The following is a 19,887-nucleotide window of genomic DNA, read 5'->3' on the forward strand; positions in this document are numbered from 1 at the left end:
CATGCAGGCATCTGACTGGACCGTTTACGGGCAAACTCTCAGCAGTCGTTTATTTATTGGTACGGCGCTTTATCCTTCACCGCAGGTTATGTGTGATGCCATCAAAGCGTCAGGTGCTCAGGTGATTACTGTATCTCTGCGTCGGCAAAGCGCCGGGCAAGCCAATAGCGGTCAACAATTCTGGAATATGATTGAAGCGCTGGGCTGCCATTTATTACCCAATACAGCGGGTTGTTACAGTGCTGCCGAGGCGATTAAAACAGCCCATATGGCTCGCGAGTTATTTGAAACCGACTGGATCAAACTGGAAGTATTAGGCGACAGTTTTAATCTGCAACCGGATCCGTTTGCCTTGCTGGAAGCCACCAAAACCCTGATTGCTGATGGTTTTAAAGTGTTTCCATATTGCACCGATGATTTGGTGCTGTGCCAGAAACTGGCAGACGCCGGTTGCGAGGTTTTAATGCCCTGGGGTGCACCAATTGGTACTGGCCAGGGATTACTCAACCCTTATGCATTGAGAATATTGAGAGAACGCCTGCCGGAAATTACCTTACTGGTCGATGCGGGCATTGGCAAACCTTCTGATGCTGTGCAGGCCATGGAACTCGGTTATGACGGAATTCTGTTAAATACCGCCGTGGCCGAAGCGCTTGAACCGGCGCTGATGGCCGAAGCGTTTAAACAATCCATTAATGCCGGACGCCTGGCATTTGAAGCGGGCATTATGCCAAAACGTGATTCCGCCAAGCCCAGTACACCGACATTAGATCAACCTATCTGGCAGCAACATGGCTGAGCAAAAAACTCAAACTGCAATCTTATTAATTGGTGGACTGGATCCTCAGGGCTGTGCCGGACTGACGGCGGATATTCAAACTGTCAGCCATCATGGTTTTCATCCGGTGCCATTGGTGACCTGTGTGACCGAACAGACCCAAAATGGTATGCGGGCGCTGAATCCGTTATCTGCTGAGAAATTTCTCAAGCAATACGAAAGCAGCGTGGCTGATTTTGACATTGCAGCAATCAAAATTGGGTTGATTCCAAACCTTGAAATTGCCCAGGCCATTGAACGTATTCTGACAAACCATGATGTGCCGGTGGTGATGGATCCGGTGATGGCTGCAACAAGTGGTGGTCAACAAGCATCACCTGACGTACTGGAGTTTGTTCGTAAGTCAGTTTTACCAAAGATCACATTGCTCACCCCAAATCTGCCAGAGATGCAGTACATAACCGATAACCCTGATTGGTCGATTGAAAAACAGGTGCGTCATCTAATTGAAGAAGGGTTATCCGCTTGTCTGGTCAAAGGTGGTCATGGTGATCAAAGTTTCGTTTCAGATTATTTTGCCAATGCGTTTAGTCAATTTTATTGTTATCAGCGACGACTGAATAAAAATGTTCGCGGTACCGGCTGTGTGCTGGCATCCAGTCTGGCGTGTTATCTGGCGCAGGGCGAAGATATCCGTGATGCGGTGATTTTATCGCGTAGTTATATCAATCGCGGGATTCGTGAATCACAGTCTCTGGGCCCTTATCAGCTGTTCTCTCACCAACGACAGCCCTTTGAACTTCGCGATATCCCCAGGCTGAGTTACACCCCGGATCTCATTGGTAAGAGTTTCAGTTTTCCGGAATGCCCGGAGCGACTGGGGGTTTATCCTGTGGTCGATAGTGCGGATTGGGTTAATCGTTTATTAACCATTGGTATCAAGACCCTCCAATTACGTTTAAAACAATCAGATAGCGCTTTTCTTAATGCAGAGATTGCCAGCGCGGTAGATATCGCCGAGCAGCATGGTGATATTCAGTTTTTTGTGAATGATCACTGGCGTATGGCGATCGATAATGGCGCTTACGGTGTGCATCTTGGGCAGGAAGATTTGCATGATGCTGATTTGCTGGAAATTGAACAGGCCGGATTGCGGCTGGGGATTTCAACCCATTCATATTGGGAACTGGCCAGAGCGTTGGCGGTAAACCCCAGTTATATTGCTTTAGGTCCCATTTTCGAAACAGACAGCAAACAGATGCCGTGGCAGCCACAGGGTTTTGATCGGTTAGCTGAATGGATACGCTTATTAGATGGACATACGCCGCTGGTAGCCATTGGCGGTATTGATTTGCCGCGTGCCACAGCGTTACATAAAACCGGTGTGGGTTCAGTGGCAATGATTTCGGCGATTACCAAAGCAGCTGATTATCAACAAGTCACCCATGATTTATTGACTTTATGGCGTGATTCAGCGAATTAAACGTAATTCCGTACGGCGGTTTTGGGCGCGACCCTCAGGTGTTTTGTTGCTTGCAATAGGTTTGTTATCACGATAAGAATGCGTTTCGATAATGCCTTCGTCGATTTCAGCCTGTTCTATCAGAAAGCTTTTCACCACTTGCGCCCGTTTATCAGACAGCTCGGTATTCAGTTCACGGCGACCAAAGCTGTCGGTGTGCGATTCAATAATGATTCGCGAGATACTTTCATCCACTTTAAGGTACTCAGCCAAACGTTTCATCCGTTGGGAGGCGCTATTGTCGAGGATGGCTTTTTCCGATTCAAAATAGACACTGAATTGCTGTAAATCGTTAAAGCTATCGGGATGCATTTTGTCTGAGCATTCCTGAAACTCACGCATGGCTGGCAGGAATTGCACATTAGTCAGAATTACACTGACCGGTTGAATACTGCTTTGTGAGGCATACTTTAGTTGAACAAACTGACCTTGCTGCAAGGCCGCCAGGGCTTTTCTCGCTGCATTGCCTTCTACGATAAACTCGCGTTGTCCATAAGTTACTGGCAGAGTCATTAACTTTTGGCTGACCTGGTCGAATTGCCACGGCGTGTTAATGATCATCAGCTCAGCAGTGTTCTGGGAAGCACGGTGATCTGCAGTGGATATTGAAAGTTGAAGCGGCTCACCATTTTCGCGGTGAAAAACGGTTTTACCAAAGTCAGTGATATCATGACTTATCGTGCAGGAAAGCGGGGATGCTTCAGTTTGCCATGTTGCCTCGTGCACAGCCGATTGATAGACCGTGTCAGCGACAACGGGAGAGGCAAATAATAAAAACAGTAAAAACTTCATCAGTATTGGATTACGCTGTGTATGTTAACGTCAGTCAGTAAAGAACGGCCATTCAGTCCAGTGATTTCCATCAGGAATGCACAGCCAACTACATTACCACCCAGTAATTGGATTAATTCACAACTGGCCTTGGCGGTGCCACCGGTGGCCAGCACATCATCAACAATTAAAATATTGTCATTTTCAGCCAGCGCATCGGCATGAATTTCCAGGCTGGTTTCACCATATTCCAATTGGTATTCGACCTTATGGGTAGTGTGAGGAAGTTTGCCGGGTTTGCGCAGTGGAATGAAACCGACCTCCAGCATTGAGGCAGCGAGTGAGCCAAAAATAAAGCCCCGTGCTTCCATTCCGGCAACGGCAGTTATATTGGAATGTCGATAGGGTGCAATCAGCAATTCAACGGCCTGACGCAGCAAGACAGGGGATTGCATTAACGGTGTGATGTCTTTGAATAAAATGCCGGGTTCAGGAAAATCTGCGATATCGCGGATCTTGGTTTTTATCTCGTCCATCTGACGCCTAAATTATTTGAGAAGGGATAGTCACCACCAGTATTATAACGACACTAATTACAACAACTGTAATGCAATTTCCCAGAAATTTTTTCAGGAGTACAACATTTCGTGATTCACAGATGGCAGAGAGTGCTGGTTTTTGTTCTGTTCAGTTTATTGACCGGTTGTTTTGGCTTTGGTGGTGGAGATAAAGAAGCTGAAGATATGCAACCGCGTTTTTATATCGTTGATGTCGATCGAGGTAATGTTGCTGCGCAGTTTGCCCAGAACAGGGTTTTGCGTATTAAACCCATTCGTATAGCACCCCATTATCGCACCGAGAATATTGTGTTTCGTATTGGCGACAATGAATATCAACCACAGGCGGGGCATTTGTTACTCACTGATCCGCAAGTGATGTTTACTTCCCAATTACAACGCTGGTTATCCAAGAGTGGTTTATTCAGTGAGGTGATCACCGATGATTCTCAACCAGCCGATTTGGTACTGGAAGCGGCTGTCACCAAACTTTATGGTGATGAGCGCGCGGAGTATCCGCCGCAGGCTGTTTTAGAAATGCAGTTTTTTATAAGTCCGGGCGATGCTGACCGCAGCAAGATGCTGTTTCAAACCGGTTTTCGTGTAGATGCATCTATTGATCAAACTACCCCGCAAACCGTTGTAACTGGCTGGCAAAATGCGCTTGAAGAAATTCTCGCGACGTTGGAGCAGGATTTGAGCGATTATTTTGATAAAGCTGGTGCACCCTAGCAGTATCTTATAAACGTGCAGGAAATCGCTCAGAGTGGTAGGATTACTCCTTTGTGATGGTTAGCATCTGTTCGGGTTTTGACAGCAGAAATTTTTGTCAGAAACTTCAACAAGCTAGGCTTGCTTTTGTTCATTTTGGAAGAATATTAAATGTCTGAGATTGCTCTGGAACTGGACTCGATCAGTATCGAAGATGAAATGAAACAGTCCTACCTCGATTACGCAATGAGCGTTATCGTAGGACGCGCCTTACCGGATGTCCGGGACGGCCTGAAACCTGTTCACCGTCGTGTTTTATATGCCATGCGTGAATTAGGAAACAGCTGGAACAGCCCATACAAAAAATCTGCTCGTATCGTCGGTGACGTTATCGGTAAATATCATCCGCATGGTGATACTGCTGTTTACGACACGATGGTTCGTATGGCTCAGCCGTTCTCGATGCGTTATATGCTGGTAGATGGTCAGGGTAACTTTGGTTCAGTCGATGGTGATCCACCTGCAGCGATGCGTTATACCGAAGTGCGTATGGCGAAAATCGCCCACGAAATGCTGGCCGATCTCGACAAGGAAACGGTTGATTTCATCCCTAACTATGATGAATCCGAATCCGAGCCAGCTGTTTTACCCACTAAATTCCCAGCGTTATTGGTCAATGGTTCTTCCGGTATTGCCGTTGGTATGGCGACCAATATTCCGCCACATAATCTGACTGAAATTCTGAATGCCTGTATTGCGATTATTGATGATCCGAGTGTTACTACCCGTGATCTGATGGAATTTGTTCCAGGCCCGGACTTTCCAACAGCCGGTATTATCAATGGTGCCAATGGTATTGCTGAAGCCTATGAAACCGGCCGTGGCCGTGTTTACATGCGTGCTCGCGCCGAAATCGAAACCAATGAAGCCACTGGTCAGCAAAGTATTATTGTTCACGAGCTGCCATATCAGGTGAACAAAGCACGTTTGCTGGAAAAAATCGCCGAACTGGTTAAAGAGAAAAAAATCGAAGGTATTTCTGCACTGCGTGATGAATCTGACAAAGATGGCATGCGGATGGTAGTGGTCATCAAACGTGGTGATGTGCCGGAAGTTATTCTGAACAATCTTTATCAGCAAACCCAGTTACAAACGGTGTTTGGTATCAATATGGTGGCGATCGTTGATGGTCAGCCACGCACCTTGGGCCTGAAACCGATACTAGAAGCCTTTATTCGTCATCGTCGTGAAGTGGTGACTCGTCGTTCGATTTATGAACTGCGTAAAGCCCGTGATCGTGCCCATATTTTGGAAGGTCTTGCCACAGCTCTGGCCAATATCGATGAAGTTATAGAGCTGATTAAAGCTTCACCAAGCCCGTCTGAAGCCAGAGAAGCCTTGCTATCTCAAGGTTGGCGCAGCGAAATGATTCTGGAAATGCTTGGCGCTGCTGGTGCCCAGGCTTCACGTCCGGAAGATTTAGCCGCTGAATTTGGTTTGGTGGAAGGTCAGTATTACTTATCACCTGTTCAGGCCCAAGCTATCCTGGATATGCGTCTGCATAGACTGACTGGTCTGGAACAGGACAAAATCCTGCAGGAATACCGCGAAGTTCTCGATGCAATCCGCGACTTGTTGGCTATCCTGAGCGACCCTGACAATCTGATGGCTGTTATCCGTGGTGAGTTGGTTGCGATTAATGATGAATACGGCGATAACCGTCGTACCGAAATTCTGGATACACATCTGGATCTGACATTGGAAGATCTGATTACCGAAGAAGAAATGGTGGTCACCTTATCGCATGCCGGTTACGCCAAAACACAGCAATTGGATACCTATCAGGCACAACGCCGTGGCGGTAAAGGTAAAGCAGCCACTTCAATGAAAGATGAAGATTTCATTGAACATCTATTTATTGCCAATACACATGACACGTTATTGTGTTTCTCCAGTACCGGTAAGGTTTACTGGAAAAAAGTTTATGAATTACCACAAGGTGGCCGTACCGCTCGTGGTAAACCAATTGTGAACTTGCTGCCATTGGAAGAAAACGAACGCATCAATGCCGTCTTGCCTATCCGTGAGTTTGAAGCCGATAAATTTATCTTTATGGCAACGGCCAGCGGCACGGTTAAGAAAACGCCATTAGTCGATTATTCTCGTCCACGTGCCAACGGTATTATTGCGGTCGATCTGAAAGACGATGACAAACTGGTTGGTGTGGCATTAACGGATGGTGAGTCTGATGTCATGCTGTTTAGCAGCAACGGTAAAGTTATCCGTTTCCCTGAAACCGATGTTCGTTCAATGGGCCGTGTTTCTCGTGGTGTTCGTGGTATGCGTCTGGCTGATGGGGAGCAGATTATTTCGTTGATTATTGCGCAGCTGGAAGGTGCCATTCTGACAGCAACTGAGTTCGGTTACGGTAAACGCACCAACCTGGAAGAATATCGTGTCCAGGGTCGTGGTGGTCAGGGTATTATTTCAATCCAGACTTCTGCTCGTAATGGTCAGGTTGTAGGTGCCGTACAAGTCTGTGACGAAGATCAGATCATGTTGATTACCAATGGCGGTACGTTGGTTCGTACACCTGTTAAACATGTTTCTCTGGTAGGACGTAATACGCAGGGCGTACGTCTGATTAATCTCAGTAATGAAGAAAAACTGGTGGGTCTGGAACGCGTTATTGAAGACGAAGATCAAGATATTGAAGATCTGCCACACACTGATGATTTAACGGAAGAATAAGCACTTTGATAGCCTATAACTTTAGTGCCGGCCCAGCGATGTTGCCGGACGATGTAATGCTGACTGCTCAGCAGGAAATGCTGGACTGGCATGGCACCGGTATGTCGGTGATGGAAATGAGTCACCGAGGCCCGGAATATACCTCGATTGCTGAACAGGCCGAAGCCGACTTACGTGAATTGATGGGCATTTCTGATGATTATGCCGTGCTGTTTTTACAGGGCGGTGCTTCCAGCCAGTTTTCAATGATCCCGATGAATCTGCTGAACGGCAAAACACATGCGGATTACTTTAATACTGGCGCGTGGTCGGAAAAAGCCATTACCGAAGCCGGTCGTTACACAAAAGTAAATGTGGTGGCTGATGCCAAGCCTTCGCATTACCGGACCATACCGGATAAGGCTGAATGGCAGTTATCTGATAATGCGGCCTATGTGCATTACACGCCTAATGAGACTATTCACGGAATCGAATTTGCTGACATTCCTGAAGTAGGGGATACCCCATTAATTGCGGATATGTCGTCAACCATTCTGTCGCGTCCGGTTGATGTAAGTCGTTTTGGGCTGATTTACGCCGGTGCTCAAAAAAATATTGGCCCCGCAGGACTGTGTATTGTTATTGTGCGTAAAGATTTGATTGGTAAAACCTTGCCGGGAACACCTGTGATGTTTGACTACAAAATTCATGCGGACAATGGCTCAATGTATAACACCCCGGCTACTTACAGCTGGTACCTCGCCGGTTTAGTGTTTCAGTGGCTGAAAAAGAACGGTGGTTTAGAGGGCATGGCCGAAATCAATCAGCGTAAAGCAGCTAAACTTTATGCCGCGATTGATGGCAGTGATTTTTATGCCAATCCGGTTGATATACGCTATCGCTCATGGATGAATATTCCGTTTACACTGGCAAACAGCGATCTGGATAAACAGTTTGTCGCGGATGCAGCCAAAGAAGGTTTGTTAACACTCAAGGGGCATCGTGATTTAGGCGGAATGCGTGCCAGCATCTACAATGCCATGCCTGAATCCGGGGTTGATAAACTAATCGAGTTTATGTCTGAATTTGAGCGCAGGTTTGGTTAAACATGTCCGAGAAAAAAGCTCTTCAAACCGTTCGTGAACAGATTGATAAAGTCGATAAGCAACTTCAGGACTTATTAAACGAACGCACAGCATTAGCGCATCAGGTTGCAGAAATAAAACAGCAATCCGGCGAACAGGCAGATTTTTATCGCCCTGAACGTGAAGCAATGATTTTACGTCAGGTAATGGAACGTAATGTAGGGCCGCTATCTGACAAAGAGATGGCCAGATTATTCCGTGAAATCATGTCTGCTTGCCTGGCCGCAGAAAAACCGTTAGGAATTGCTTACCTTGGACCTGAAGGTTCGTTTACTCAAGCAGCTGCTTTAAAACATTTTGGCGGTTCTGCCGAGCTACATCCGGTGAGTACCATTGCGAACGTGTTTAGTGCCGTTGAAACAGAATATGCCTGTTACGGGGTAGTGCCGGTTGAAAATTCTACTGAAGGTATGGTCAATCATACTTTGGACAGATTTGTCAGTTCACCCTTAAAAATCAATGGTGAAGTTACGCTTCCGATACATCACTATCTTTTGAGCAATGCAGCGCAGCTATCTGATATTAAAAAGGTTTATGCTCACCCGCAGGCGCTGGCACAATGTCGTCAGTGGTTAGGTGATCAACTGGCTCAGGCTGAACTGATTCCTCTGGACAGCAACTCCGAAGCAGCAAAACGTGTTGCTGAAATGAATCACGATAGTGCAGCTATTGCGGCCAGCACGGCAGCAGAAATTTATGGATTGAAAGTCCTGGCCAGCAATATTGAAGATGAAGCGGGTAACACGACGCGCTTTCTGGTAATAGGCCGTCAGCATGTCGGTCCGTCTGGTGTGGATAAAACCGCTTTGTTGGTCTCCACAAAAAATAAACCAGGTGCATTACAAAACTTACTGAAACCTTTAGCTGACAAAGGCATTAGTATGAGTCGAATTGAATCCCGACCTTCACGTAAGGGTATCTGGGAATACGTCTTTTTTATTGATATTGACGGCCATTGTGAGGATCCGACGGTTGCCAGTGCATTACAGGAACTGGAGTCGGAATCTTCTGTTTTCCGCGTTTTAGGTTCTTATCCAAAGGCAGTGTTGTAAATGACCAAACTGGTATTAGCCAATCCACGAGGTTTCTGTGCCGGAGTCGATCGGGCCATTGAGATTGTAGAGCGTGCTCTGGAGTTATTCGGAGCACCGATCTATGTTCGCCATGAAGTTGTGCATAATCGCACCGTGGTCGAAGACTTACGCAACAAAGGTGCAATTTTCATTGAAGAATTAGCCGATGTACCAGATAACAGTACATTGATCTTCAGTGCCCATGGTGTTTCCAAAGCTGTGCAGGAAGAGGGTAAACAACGTGGGCTGAAAGTTTTTGATGCGACATGTCCACTAGTGACCAAAGTCCATCTTGAAGTCGCCAAACATGAAAAAGTGGCCCGTGAATGTATTCTGATTGGACATGCCGGTCATCCGGAAGTCGAGGGTACAATGGGTCAATATACTGCTGATCCAACAGCGATGTATCTGGTTGAATCACCGGAAGATGTTGCTAAATTAACAGTTAATGATCCCAATAACCTGTCATTTGTTACCCAGACCACTCTGTCGGTGGATGATACAAAACTGGTAATTGATGCTTTACGAGAACGCTTTCCGAACATCATTGGCCCTGGTAAAGATGATATCTGTTATGCGACACAGAATCGTCAGGATGCCGTAAAACGTCTGGCCGAAAATTGTGATCTGGTGCTGGTAGTGGGGTCTGTAAATAGTTCAAACTCCAATCGACTCAAAGAGTTGGCTACCAAACTTGGCACAGAATCTTATCTGATTGATGATGCCAATGAAATTGATATAAGTTGGTTAAAAGGTAAAAAACAAATCGGTTTAACTGCCGGGGCTTCAGCACCGGAATCTTTGGTTCAGGCAGTGGTGGATAAATTAAAAATGTTGGGTGTTGACGCGATTACCGAAGATAAAGGTCAAATCGAAAATATTGCTTTTTCTTTACCCAAAGCACTTAAAGTAGATATTTCCAGCCTCAGAAAATCAACTTAAGGACAGCCATGCCCTTTCTGCCGGTATTCCTGTGGACCGACATTCTGATTTTTCTTCTGCTCGCTGTTATTACTGCCGGCATATTCTATCTTCGTAGCAAACCACATTTACGTTCCCCCTGGGTAACGGTAATGCAACGTAAGCGTGGTGTTATCTCGATAATTATCCTGCTCAGTTACGTTATGATTGGCTTCCTGGACTCATTACACTTTCGAGTCGCGCTTGATTCTGAAACAGCCGAACAGCAACATTATTCATCTGAAGTGCTCAGTGTGCTCGACTGGATGGTTACTCCTATTCGAACTCAGGTTGAAAAAACCTATTCCGCACCCTTTGCTACACACCTTTTTGTCAAAGAAATGCAGATTATTCAGGGAGGACAGCTGGAGTACAGCTACCCAAAACTGAAATATTCTGCACAGCATCTGCAGTCTGAAACGGAGAAGTGGACAGACATCACTTCAAGTGTGGCAGGCAGTACAACCGCTGCAGTTGTGTTAACGCTGCTGATTATGGCCTGTTACATTTTTTATCGGAAAACACGTTACCAGCAGAATATTTTTGCAGAGCTGAAACGAATAATACGCGGCGATTCCGATTATCCGATACGTACCTTTTATCTGATGATTTTTTTGCTTAGCTGGCTGAGTATTACGTTAATTGTTTTAAGCCACAATTATCATGTATTTGGAACGGATAAAGTCGGTCAGAGCGTGCTTTATCAGGCATTGAAAAGTATCAGAACCGGCCTGGCCATTGGTACTTTGACGACCTTGATAATGCTGCCGCTGGCGATTTTTCTCGGTATCAGCGCTGGCTATTTTAAAGGCTGGATTGATGATGTTATCCAGTATATTTACACCACACTGAATTCCATTCCTGGTGTGTTATTGATTGCTGCAGCCGTTTTGATGTTGCAGGTTTATATCAATAATCATCCTGAAAATTTTGCTACCGTGGCCGAACGGGCCGATCTGAGGCTATTGTTTCTCTGTCTGATTCTTGGCGTCACCAGCTGGACCGGTTTATGTCGAATCCTGCGTGGTGAGACTTTGAAATTGCGTGAAGCTGAATATGTATTGGCTGCCCGGTCGTTGGGTGTCAGTGGTTTCAATATTCTGCATCGGCATATTCTGCCAAACCTTATGCATATTGTGCTGATTACCGTGGTGCTGGATTTCAGTGGCCTGGTACTGGCTGAAGCGGTACTGTCATATGTCGGTGTAGGTGTTGATCCTTCCATGATTAGCTGGGGCAATATGATTAACAGTGCCAGACTGGAAATGGCCAGAGAACCTGTGGTCTGGTGGTCGTTAACTGCCGCCTTTATATCGATGTTTATACTGGTACTGGCAGCCAATCTGTTTGCTGATGTGGTACGCGATGCCTTTGACCCACGAATGCAGAAAGCACGATGAACTCACCAGTCTTATTAGAAGTTACTGGTCTTAAAACCTGGTTTGATAGCAAAGATCAGCCGTATAAAGCGGTTGATGGGATTGATTTTCGTATTCATCAGGGCGAAACCTTTGCATTATTAGGTGAGTCAGGCTGTGGTAAATCTATCAGTGCATTATCTTTGATGCGGCTAAATCCATATCCAGCCAGCCGAATTGTGGCGGGTGAAGTCAAGTTAGATGGAGAGGATCTGCTTAAACTTTCTGAAGCGAACATGGAATCCGTTCGAGGCAGACGTGTTGCGATGATTTTTCAGGAGCCGCAAAGCTCTTTGAATCCGGTATTAACAATTGGTCAACAAATAGGTGAAACGCTGCGTTGGCATTTCAAACTCTCTTCACAAGAGGTGCAGCAGAGAAGCCTGAAATTACTGGATTCAGTAGGAATACCAGACCCATTACGCCGTTTGAAAGATTATCCGCATCAATTATCCGGTGGGATGAAACAACGCGTGATGATTGCGATGGCGCTGGCTGGTGAACCCGAATTACTGATCGCTGATGAACCAACGACGGCATTGGATGTGACAATTCAGGCGCAGATCCTGGATTTACTTAAACAAATCCAGCGTGATACCGGTATGGCGATTTTGCTGATCACTCATGATCTGGGTGTGGCAGCACAGATGGCCGATCAGATTGCTGTTATGTATGCCGGACAAATCGTTGAGCAGGCTGACAGACAGACGTTTTTTGACAGTCCTCAGCATCCTTATTCACAGAAATTATTTGAAGCATTACCCAGCGAACAGAAACGTGAACAACGGCTGACGGTGATTAAAGGCAATGTTCCGCCATTGAATCAGCATTTCATTGGTTGTCGATTTGCTGATCGATGTGATCATGCCTGGGATCATTGTCAGCAACATGAACCGCGTTGGATTGAGACCAATCAAGCTGGGGTTCGATGTCACTTATATGATTCCGCTGTGGTTTCATCACAAGTTGAAAAAATTAAACCATTACATGCCTCCCATCTGTCTGATGTGGTTCCTTCACAGGTGCATGCACTTGATGTCAGAGGACTGAAAGTGCATTTCCCAATTCGCAAAGGCATTCTGCAACGTCAGGTCGGTCAGGTTAAAGCTGTGGATGGGGTTAATCTCAGCATACATAATGCTGAGACACTGGCGTTAGTAGGGGAGTCCGGTTGTGGCAAAACCACGGTAGGAAAAGGTATTCTGCAATTAGTCAGGGTGACCGCAGGTGAAGTACGTTTTCAGGGAAAAGTATTAAACAGACTCTCACAACGTGAGTTAAAACCCTATCGTGGTGAGTTACAGATCATTTTTCAGGATCCGTTTTCGTCAATGAATCCCCGGATGACCGTTGAGCAGATTATTGAAGAGGCGATTAGTGCCACTGGGATTCGCAAAGATCCAAAGGCGAAATCCAGTCACATAGATTCCTTGCTGGAACGGGTTGGATTAAGGCCAGATATTCGTCATCGTTATCCACATGAGTTTTCCGGGGGGCAACGCCAACGGATATGTATTGCCCGGGCATTGGCTACCGAGCCTGAACTGATTATCTGTGATGAGCCAACCAGTGCGCTGGATGTATCTGTTCAGGCACAGATCCTGAATTTACTGCGCGATATTCAGCATGAGTTTGGCCTGTCATTTCTGTTTATTACCCATAATATCGGGGTAGTAGACTATCTCGCACATCGCGTTGCCGTCATGTATCTGGGTAGAATAGTAGAGCAGGGCAGTCGTCAGCAGGTACTGGATTCGCCGAAACATCCTTATACGCAGGCCTTATTGGCGTCGGTTCCAGAGATTGGCAAGCAGACCATGCAGGTTGCGGTTAAAGGCGAATTGCCTTCACCTGCCAACCCTCCCGCGGGATGTCATTTTCACCAGCGCTGTCCACATGTCATGCCTATTTGCCATGAGCAGTATCCACCAACTAGCTTGCTGGATAATGGGCATCAGGTTAATTGTTTTTTATATGAAGAGAATGAAGATGGACAAACAGACACAAACTGAACTGGAAGCCGCCGCTTTTCGCAGATTAGTTGCGCACTTGCAGGAACGAAAAGATGTGCAGAATATTGATTTGATGAACCTGGCCGGGTTCTGCAGAAACTGCCTGTCCAAGTGGTATCTGGCTGCGGCAGAAGATCAGGGCGTAGAAATGGATTACGATGCGGCGCGTGAGCACATCTACGGCATGTCTTATGACGAGTGGAAACAGAAATATCAGAAATAAGCTTTAGCAGTATATAACCAGAAGATTTATTAGGTTTTGCTGGTTTGCTCCCGCAATTGTTTCGCCAAATCTTTCACTTTGTCATCAACTACTATTGATTGATTAACCGGCATTAACCGAATGCTGGAAATGGTGGTTTTAAGCTGACGCAAATAGTTACGGCAGTTATGACACATAAATAAATGCATTTTAAACGCCATACGTTGCCGAAATGACAGATCTTGATCCAGATAGTCACTGGCAAGTTGTTCAATTTCGCGGCATTTAAGCATGTTAATCATTATCCTGATATTGAGCGATTTTCTGTTGGATTGCTGATCGTGCACGATGCAGCAACACTCTTGCATTGGACGCAGAGATGTCGAGAATATTACAAATTTCTGTCATTGATTCACCTTCCAGATCATAAAGGCTCAATACAGCTTGCTGTTGTGGAGGAAGTTGCTCGAAGGTCTGGCTGATGATGTCGCTGAGTTCACTATTGGCTAGAATGGCTTCTGGGGTTTCCAGTTCCCATTGAGCAACCGGTTCTTGCCAATGACCAGTATGATCAAAACGATCATCTGTTTCTTTTTTTTGCCAGTTTTCATCCAGTGAGACCTGACGTTTTTCTCTGCGAAGTCTGGTTTTGGCGGCATTGGCTGTAATTTGAATCAGCCAGGTATTCAGGCTGCTGCGACCGGCAAATTCACTCAACGAACGAATGGCGGATATCCAGGCATCCTGAGCAATCTCTTCTGCGAAAGCTTCCCCAATAATGGCTTTGGCAATCGTCACCATCCTTGGATGATAAAGCGCTACAGCCTTTTCAAAAGCGGTTGAGTCACCTTCAAGCATTGCCGCAATTAATGCAGCATCATTTTCGAAGTGGTGCGGATCACGCTTGTCGCTCATTTTTGTTAATGCATCCTGACGCCTACAACCTAGCCTAATGTCTCTAATGTATAGGCAATACAAATGACATTAATAAAGGATGCTTCTTAAGCCTGCAAGTAAAAAGTTTGTGGTCAATAACTCGAAGAGCATTTTATTTATGGCGATCTACTTACTGAAGTTTGATAGAGAAATGCAATAATCAACTAATGCTTTTTTACTGAAAAATCAGGTGTTTTTCAGAAAGTCGCATAAAAGTTTGTAACAAATGATTTGCTGGTCAGTCTATGTCAACAAGCCCGGTTATGAACGTCGGGTTAATAATGTGACTCAATACATAAGGAATTAAAACATGGCTATGAATAAAAAAACTTCTATCGCGTTGGCTGCCAGTGCAGCAATGACTGCAGGTCTGGCTTTTTCGCCCATTGCTGCTGCAGATAGCAACCCATTCCAATCAACTGAATTAAGTAATGGTTACATGCAACTGGCTAAACATCACGAAGAAGGCAAATGTGGCGAAGCCAAGTGTGGTGAAGACACTAAAAAAGATGCTGAAGGCAAATGCGGTGAAGCCAAGTGTGGTGAAGACAGCAAAAAAGATGCTGAAGGCAAATGTGGTGAAGCGAAATGCGGTAATAAATAATCCGTCATTTGTGATTCAAATTAAAAACAGGGGCTACAGGCCCCTGTTTTTCCTCTAGGGACAACCACTATGATCCAGTTATTAACAAGTTTACAGCGGTTATTGCATACCACGCGTAATGTGGATTTTTTGGCGCCTTTATTACTGAGAGCTTACCTGATACCGGTTTTCTGGGTAGCTGCCAATAACAAATGGAACCCATTCAATACTGAGAGTTCATTACAAAACACCATAGACTGGTTTGCCAATCCAGACTGGGGATTGGGCTTACCGTTTCCCGAGCTGATGGCTTATATGGCCTGGGGTGCTGAATATTTTGGTGCTATTTTATTATTGCTGGGACTGGCTGTACGCTGGGTCAGTATTCCATTGATGATTACGATGCTGGTTGCTGCGTTCAGCGTTCACTGGAAAAACGGCTGGCAAGCAATTCATGATCCGATGAGCGCTTTTGCTGCTGAGAACGCTGTTGAAGCTATAGATCGTTTGGATCGGGCCAAATCAATCCTTCAGGAACATGGAAATTATAGCTGGCTGACGGAACATGGCAGCTTTGTTGTACTCAATAACGGTATAGAGTTTGCCGCAACCTACTTTGTGATGTTGCTGGCATTGTTCTTTATCGGGGCTGGTCGATATGTCAGTGTTGATTACTGGTTAGCCAAACGTTATCTGCCAAATGAGGTGAATCATGTGGATTCGTAAAAAACATTCGTGGGATATTCCTGAGTCAGAAGTCACGGACTATCAGGTCTATTTAAATCGTCGACAATTTATTAATGGTGCAGCGGGTTTGGCTGCAGCAAGCGCAATGCCTTTGAGTTTTGCTGCTAAAGCCCCCTCAGGGGAAGCTTATGCTGACCTTCAACCCAGTGACTTTTCTACTGAAGAAAAACTTACGACCTATGAGTCTATTACCACCTATAACAATTTTTATGAATTTGGCACTGACAAGGAATCTCCTTCTGCGTTAGCCGCCGATTTTCCTGATCGTAGCAAGCCATGGATGATTACTGTTGATGGCGAGTGCGATAAACCGGGGCAATATGATTACAACGAGCTGATAAAAACGCAGACCCTGGAAGAGCGGATTTATCGGCTTCGTTGTGTTGAAGGCTGGTCAATGGTTATTCCCTGGGTAGGCTTTCCTTTAGCCGAGGTGTTAAAGCAGGCTCAACCCAACTCCAAAGCTAAATTTGTTGAATTTACAACGTTGTATGATCCTGAACAAATGCCAGGGCAACGTCGTCGCGTGCTCAATTGGCCCTACCGGGAAGGACTTCGTATGGACGAAGCCATGCATCCTTTAACATTGCTGGCTGTTGGTTTATATGGCCGCGAAATGCCGGGGCAGAATGGGGCGCCGATACGTCTGGTGGTCCCATGGAAATATGGGTTTAAAAGCATCAAATCAATCGTACGGATCCGCTTTGTAGAGGAAATGCCTTTAACTGCCTGGGTACAGGCCAATGCCGGTGAGTATGGTTTTTATTCTAATGTAAACCCAGATGTGAATCATCCACGCTGGAGCCAGCGACGGGAAAGACGCATTGGTGAATTCCTTAAGCGAGAAACGCTGATGTTCAATGGCTATGGAGACGAAGTCGCAGAGCTGTATAGCGGCATGGATCTTAAACGATATTTCTGATGCAAAAACATATCACCAGTCTGAAGAGGCTGGTTTTTATCATTTCGTTATTACCACTTAGCTGGCTGATTTATGCGTTGCTGACCGATAAGTTGGGTGCTAATCCCATAGAGGCGGTGACCCGTGACACCGGCGTATGGGCATTGCGCTTTATTATGGTGACGTTGCTGATCTCACCGTTACGTAAACTGACGGGCATCAACCACTTTATTCGGTTTCGCCGAATGCTGGGTCTTTTTGCTTTCTTTTATGCCAGCGTGCATATGCTGCTGTACCTCGGACTGGACCAGTTTTTTGATATACAGGAGATATGGCTGGACATTGTAAAACGTCCTTTTATCACCATTGGCTTTATCAGCTTTGTCCTACTGATTCCATTGACGATTACTTCTACCGACAAGATGATGAAAAGGCTTGGTGGCCGGCGCTGGAAAAAATTACATTATTTAATTTATCTTATTGTCGTGCTTTCTTGTTTGCATTTTTATATGCTGGTCAAGCAAGATAAAACTGAACCATTAATTTATTTATTCATTGCTATCCTGTTGCTTGGCTTCAGGGTCTTCAGCCAGCGCCGGCGTAGTCAATCAGCCGCTTCATAAAGCTTAATTAACCGGCTTTTACGGCAGTTTTTTGTTTTAAATTTTTTCCACAAGGTTTTGATTTTCTTGTCAGAATGGCGCTGTAGCACGCTTTTGTCGGCGTCCCTGAGTGTGAATTAAACAAAAACTGTTACAATGTGCGGCTGTAATTTATCGCGTTGAGATTTAAGAAGGTATATATGACTGATTTTGTCGATCACGATCCACAAGAAACGCAAGAATGGTTGGACGCTCTGGAATCTGTGCTGGAAGCGGCCGGTGACGAAAAAGCCCATTTCATTATTGAAAAACTTATTGATAAGGCCCGCCGTAGTGGGGTAAACCTGCCGTACAGTGCCAATACTGCCTATGTTAATACCATTCCGGTGGATCAGCAGGAACGTATCCCCGGTGACCAGGCAATGGAGCATAAACTACGCTCTTATATCCGTTGGAACGCGATGGCGATGGTGGTTAAAGCCAATATGAAACCCGGCGCAGTCGGCGGACATATCGCGAGTTTCTCATCTGCTGCAACACTATATGATGTCGGCTTTAATCACTTCTACAGAGGTAATGATCATGAAGACGGCGCCGATATGGTGTTTGTTCAAGGTCACTCTGCACCGGGTATCTACGCCCGTTCTTTCCTTGAAGGTCGCCTGACCGAAGAGCAACTGGATAATTTCCGTTTTGAAGTTGATGGCAAAGGCCTTTCATCTTACCCACATCCATGGTTAATGCCTGATTACTGGCAGTTCCCGACCGTTTCCATGGGCCTTGGTCCAATTCTGTCGATCTACCAAGCACGTTTCATGAAGTACATGCATCATCGTGAAATTGCCAAAACAGCAGGCCGCCATGTGTGGGCTTACCTGGGTGATGGTGAGATGGATGAACCGGAATCTTTGGGTGCAATCACCCTGGCCGGGCGTGAAAAACTCGATAATCTTATCTTTGTAGTGAACTGCAACCTGCAACGTCTTGATGGCCCGGTTCGTGGTAACGGCAAGATTATTCAGGAACTGGAAGCGTTATTCCGTGGCGCTGGCTGGAATGTATTAAAAGTCATCTGGGGTAGCGGTTGGGATCAATTGCTGGCGCGGGATACCGATGGCTGGTTGCTGAAACGCATGGAAGAGGTTGTTGACGGCGAATACCAGAATTACAAAGCCAAAGATGGTGCCTATGTTCGCAAGCACTTCTTTGGTAAATATCCGGAATTGCTGGATATGGTTTCAGATATGACTGATGAAGATATCTGGCACCTGAGTCGTGGTGGTCATGATCCACGCAAGATTTACGCAGCTTATAAACAAGCAGTAGATCATGTCGGTCAACCAACTGTTATCCTGGCTAAAACTGTAAAAGGTTATGGTCTGGGTCAGGCGGGTGAAGGTCAGAACACCACGCATCAGCAGAAGAAAATGGAACTGGAGCACATGAAACGCTTCCGTGATCGTTTCAATATTCCAATTCCAGACGATGAAATCGAAGAAATTCCGTATATCAAACTGGATGATGACAGCGCTGAGAAAAAGTACCTGCTGGAACGTCGTAAAGAATTAGGTGGCTTTATCCCTAAACGGAATCACAGCGCTCCGGCATTGGAAATTCCACCATTAAGCATTTTTGATGCAGTACTGAAAGACAGTGGCGATCGTGAGTTATCTACCACCATGGCCTTTGTCCGGATATTAACCGCATTAATTCGTGATAAGAAAATAGGTAAAAACATCGTACCGATCGTGCCCGATGAAGCACGTACCTTTGGTATGGAAGGCTTGTTCCGTTCGATTGGTATTTATTCATCTTCCGGTCAGATGTATGAACCGGAAGACTCAGGCAAGGTCATGTGGTATCGCGAAGACACCAAAGGTCAGATCCTGGAAGAAGGTATTAACGAAGCCGGTTCGATGTCCGAGTGGGTTTCTGCGGCAACAGCTTATTCCAACTACAACGTGAATATGGTGCCGTTTTATATTTACTACTCAATGTTTGGTTTCCAGCGGGTTGGCGATTTGTGCTGGTTGGCTGGAGATATTCAGGCCAAAGGTTTCCTGATCGGTGGTACAGCAGGGCGTACTACATTAAATGGTGAAGGCTTGCAGCATCAGGATGGTCACAGTCTGATTCTGGCTAATACCATTCCTAACTGCCTGAGCTACGACCCGACTTATGCCTATGAAATGGCGGTTATCGTTCATGAAGGTATGCGCCGGATGTACGAAAATCAGGA

The 19,887-nt window shown here is 45.8% G+C and carries 19 protein-coding genes; 15 read left to right on the forward strand and 4 right to left on the reverse strand.

The window, feature by feature from the left end:
• Position 1 precedes the first annotated feature (1 nt).
• Both B3M51_RS07760 and thiE read left to right on the forward strand, forming a co-directional pair.
• A complete protein-coding gene (locus B3M51_RS07760; RefSeq protein ID WP_292482121.1) occupies positions 2 to 799 on the forward strand; it encodes a thiazole synthase in 798 nt (265 codons plus the stop codon).
• Entirely contained in the window at positions 792 to 2,261 is a 1,470-nt protein-coding gene (thiE, locus tag B3M51_RS07765; RefSeq protein WP_292758068.1) for a thiamine phosphate synthase, read from the forward strand. Before B3M51_RS07760 ends, thiE begins: the two co-directional genes overlap by 8 nt.
• Here the strand turns inward: thiE and B3M51_RS07770 are convergent.
• Entirely contained in the window at positions 2,250 to 3,092 is an 843-nt protein-coding gene (locus tag B3M51_RS07770; RefSeq protein WP_292482117.1) for an OmpA family protein, read from the reverse strand. The genes thiE and B3M51_RS07770 overlap by 12 nt on opposite strands.
• Complete coding sequence (locus B3M51_RS07775) at positions 3,092 to 3,607, reverse strand: adenine phosphoribosyltransferase (protein WP_292482115.1); 516 nt, start codon at positions 3,605 to 3,607, stop codon at positions 3,092 to 3,094. The genes B3M51_RS07770 and B3M51_RS07775 overlap by 1 nt, the downstream gene beginning before the upstream one ends.
• Before the next feature lie 111 nt (positions 3,608 to 3,718).
• Here B3M51_RS07775 and B3M51_RS07780 point away from each other — a divergent pair, with 111 nt between their 5' ends.
• From B3M51_RS07780 to B3M51_RS07815, 8 genes are all read left to right on the forward strand, one after another.
• A complete protein-coding gene (locus B3M51_RS07780; protein WP_292758071.1) occupies positions 3,719 to 4,360 on the forward strand; it encodes an ABC-type transport auxiliary lipoprotein family protein in 642 nt (213 codons plus the stop codon).
• Between the two features lie 150 nt (positions 4,361 to 4,510).
• Positions 4,511 to 7,090 (forward strand): DNA gyrase subunit A, encoded by a 2,580-nt coding sequence (gene gyrA / locus B3M51_RS07785; protein ID WP_292758072.1) that lies wholly within the window; start codon positions 4,511 to 4,513, stop codon positions 7,088 to 7,090.
• Positions 7,091 to 7,095: 5 nt separating this feature from the next.
• A complete protein-coding gene (serC, locus tag B3M51_RS07790) occupies positions 7,096 to 8,175 on the forward strand; it encodes a 3-phosphoserine/phosphohydroxythreonine transaminase (protein ID WP_292758074.1) in 1,080 nt (359 codons plus the stop codon).
• Between the two features lie 2 nt (positions 8,176 to 8,177).
• Positions 8,178 to 9,266: a prephenate dehydratase gene (gene pheA, locus B3M51_RS07795; RefSeq protein ID WP_292758076.1), complete on the forward strand. Its 1,089-nt coding sequence runs from the start codon at positions 8,178 to 8,180 to the stop codon at positions 9,264 to 9,266.
• Positions 9,267 to 10,229, forward strand: coding sequence for a 4-hydroxy-3-methylbut-2-enyl diphosphate reductase (ispH, locus tag B3M51_RS07800; protein ID WP_292758078.1), 963 nt, complete (start codon positions 9,267 to 9,269; stop codon positions 10,227 to 10,229). It abuts the gene before it with no gap.
• An 8-nt stretch (positions 10,230 to 10,237) separates the two neighbouring features.
• Entirely contained in the window at positions 10,238 to 11,647 is a 1,410-nt protein-coding gene (locus tag B3M51_RS07805) for an ABC transporter permease (RefSeq protein WP_292758080.1), read from the forward strand.
• Positions 11,644 to 13,677, forward strand: a complete 2,034-nt coding sequence (locus B3M51_RS07810) for an ABC transporter ATP-binding protein (RefSeq protein ID WP_292758082.1) — start codon at positions 11,644 to 11,646, stop codon at positions 13,675 to 13,677. The genes B3M51_RS07805 and B3M51_RS07810 overlap by 4 nt, the downstream gene beginning before the upstream one ends.
• On the forward strand, positions 13,655 to 13,900 hold the full coding sequence (locus B3M51_RS07815; protein ID WP_292758084.1) for a DUF1244 domain-containing protein: 246 nt from the start codon (positions 13,655 to 13,657) through the stop codon (positions 13,898 to 13,900). The genes B3M51_RS07810 and B3M51_RS07815 overlap by 23 nt, the downstream gene beginning before the upstream one ends.
• A gap of 29 nt (positions 13,901 to 13,929) precedes the next feature.
• Here B3M51_RS07815 and B3M51_RS07820 read toward each other — a convergent pair whose 3' ends face one another.
• Both B3M51_RS07820 and B3M51_RS07825 read right to left on the reverse strand, forming a co-directional pair.
• Positions 13,930 to 14,172 (reverse strand): zf-HC2 domain-containing protein, encoded by a 243-nt coding sequence (locus B3M51_RS07820; RefSeq protein WP_292482076.1) that lies wholly within the window; start codon positions 14,170 to 14,172, stop codon positions 13,930 to 13,932.
• Position 14,173: 1 nt separating this feature from the next.
• On the reverse strand, positions 14,174 to 14,794 hold the full coding sequence (locus tag B3M51_RS07825; protein WP_292758086.1) for an RNA polymerase sigma factor: 621 nt from the start codon (positions 14,792 to 14,794) through the stop codon (positions 14,174 to 14,176).
• Between the two features lie 331 nt (positions 14,795 to 15,125).
• Between B3M51_RS07825 and B3M51_RS07830 the strand changes: the two genes are divergently transcribed.
• From B3M51_RS07830 to aceE, 5 genes are all read left to right on the forward strand, one after another.
• Entirely contained in the window at positions 15,126 to 15,419 is a 294-nt protein-coding gene (locus B3M51_RS07830) for a low-complexity protein (RefSeq protein WP_292758088.1), read from the forward strand.
• 69 nt (positions 15,420 to 15,488) lie between these two features.
• On the forward strand, positions 15,489 to 16,124 hold the full coding sequence (locus B3M51_RS07835) for a DoxX family protein (RefSeq protein WP_292482069.1): 636 nt from the start codon (positions 15,489 to 15,491) through the stop codon (positions 16,122 to 16,124).
• Positions 16,111 to 17,067 carry a protein-methionine-sulfoxide reductase catalytic subunit MsrP gene (msrP, locus tag B3M51_RS07840; RefSeq protein WP_292482067.1) on the forward strand — a complete coding sequence of 319 codons (957 nt, stop codon included), beginning with the start codon at positions 16,111 to 16,113 and terminating at the stop codon, positions 17,065 to 17,067. Before B3M51_RS07835 ends, msrP begins: the two co-directional genes overlap by 14 nt.
• Positions 17,067 to 17,669 carry a sulfite oxidase heme-binding subunit YedZ gene (locus B3M51_RS07845; protein WP_292758090.1) on the forward strand — a complete coding sequence of 201 codons (603 nt, stop codon included), beginning with the start codon at positions 17,067 to 17,069 and terminating at the stop codon, positions 17,667 to 17,669. The genes msrP and B3M51_RS07845 overlap by 1 nt, the downstream gene beginning before the upstream one ends.
• A gap of 179 nt (positions 17,670 to 17,848) precedes the next feature.
• Positions 17,849 to 19,887: pyruvate dehydrogenase (acetyl-transferring), homodimeric type (gene aceE, locus B3M51_RS07850; RefSeq protein ID WP_292758092.1), on the forward strand; the 2,039-nt coding region annotated here is incomplete at its 3' end.

It is taken from the genome of Methylophaga sp. UBA2689, from assembly GCA_002354555.1.
Lineage (GTDB): Bacteria > Pseudomonadota > Gammaproteobacteria > Nitrosococcales > Methylophagaceae > Methylophaga.

Excerpts from the sequence above, each read along its gene's own strand:
- B3M51_RS07760 (WP_292482121.1), top strand. The coding sequence starts at position 2 with ATGCAGGCATCTGACTGGACCGTTTACGGGCAAACTCTCAGCAGTCGT.
- thiE (WP_292758068.1), top strand. The coding sequence starts at position 792 with ATGGCTGAGCAAAAAACTCAAACTGCAATCTTATTAATTGGTGGACTG.
- B3M51_RS07770 (WP_292482117.1), bottom strand. The coding sequence starts at position 3,092 with ATGAAGTTTTTACTGTTTTTATTATTTGCCTCTCCCGTTGTCGCTGAC.
- B3M51_RS07775 (WP_292482115.1), bottom strand. The coding sequence starts at position 3,607 with ATGGACGAGATAAAAACCAAGATCCGCGATATCGCAGATTTTCCTGAA.
- gyrA (WP_292758072.1), top strand. The coding sequence starts at position 4,511 with ATGTCTGAGATTGCTCTGGAACTGGACTCGATCAGTATCGAAGATGAA.
- pheA (WP_292758076.1), top strand. The coding sequence starts at position 8,178 with ATGTCCGAGAAAAAAGCTCTTCAAACCGTTCGTGAACAGATTGATAAA.
- ispH (WP_292758078.1), top strand. The coding sequence starts at position 9,267 with ATGACCAAACTGGTATTAGCCAATCCACGAGGTTTCTGTGCCGGAGTC.
- B3M51_RS07805 (WP_292758080.1), top strand. The coding sequence starts at position 10,238 with ATGCCCTTTCTGCCGGTATTCCTGTGGACCGACATTCTGATTTTTCTT.
- B3M51_RS07810 (WP_292758082.1), top strand. The coding sequence starts at position 11,644 with ATGAACTCACCAGTCTTATTAGAAGTTACTGGTCTTAAAACCTGGTTT.
- B3M51_RS07815 (WP_292758084.1), top strand. The coding sequence starts at position 13,655 with ATGGACAAACAGACACAAACTGAACTGGAAGCCGCCGCTTTTCGCAGA.
- B3M51_RS07820 (WP_292482076.1), bottom strand. The coding sequence starts at position 14,172 with ATGCTTAAATGCCGCGAAATTGAACAACTTGCCAGTGACTATCTGGAT.
- B3M51_RS07825 (WP_292758086.1), bottom strand. The coding sequence starts at position 14,794 with ATGAGCGACAAGCGTGATCCGCACCACTTCGAAAATGATGCTGCATTA.
- B3M51_RS07830 (WP_292758088.1), top strand. The coding sequence starts at position 15,126 with ATGGCTATGAATAAAAAAACTTCTATCGCGTTGGCTGCCAGTGCAGCA.
- B3M51_RS07835 (WP_292482069.1), top strand. The coding sequence starts at position 15,489 with ATGATCCAGTTATTAACAAGTTTACAGCGGTTATTGCATACCACGCGT.
- msrP (WP_292482067.1), top strand. The coding sequence starts at position 16,111 with ATGTGGATTCGTAAAAAACATTCGTGGGATATTCCTGAGTCAGAAGTC.
- B3M51_RS07845 (WP_292758090.1), top strand. The coding sequence starts at position 17,067 with ATGCAAAAACATATCACCAGTCTGAAGAGGCTGGTTTTTATCATTTCG.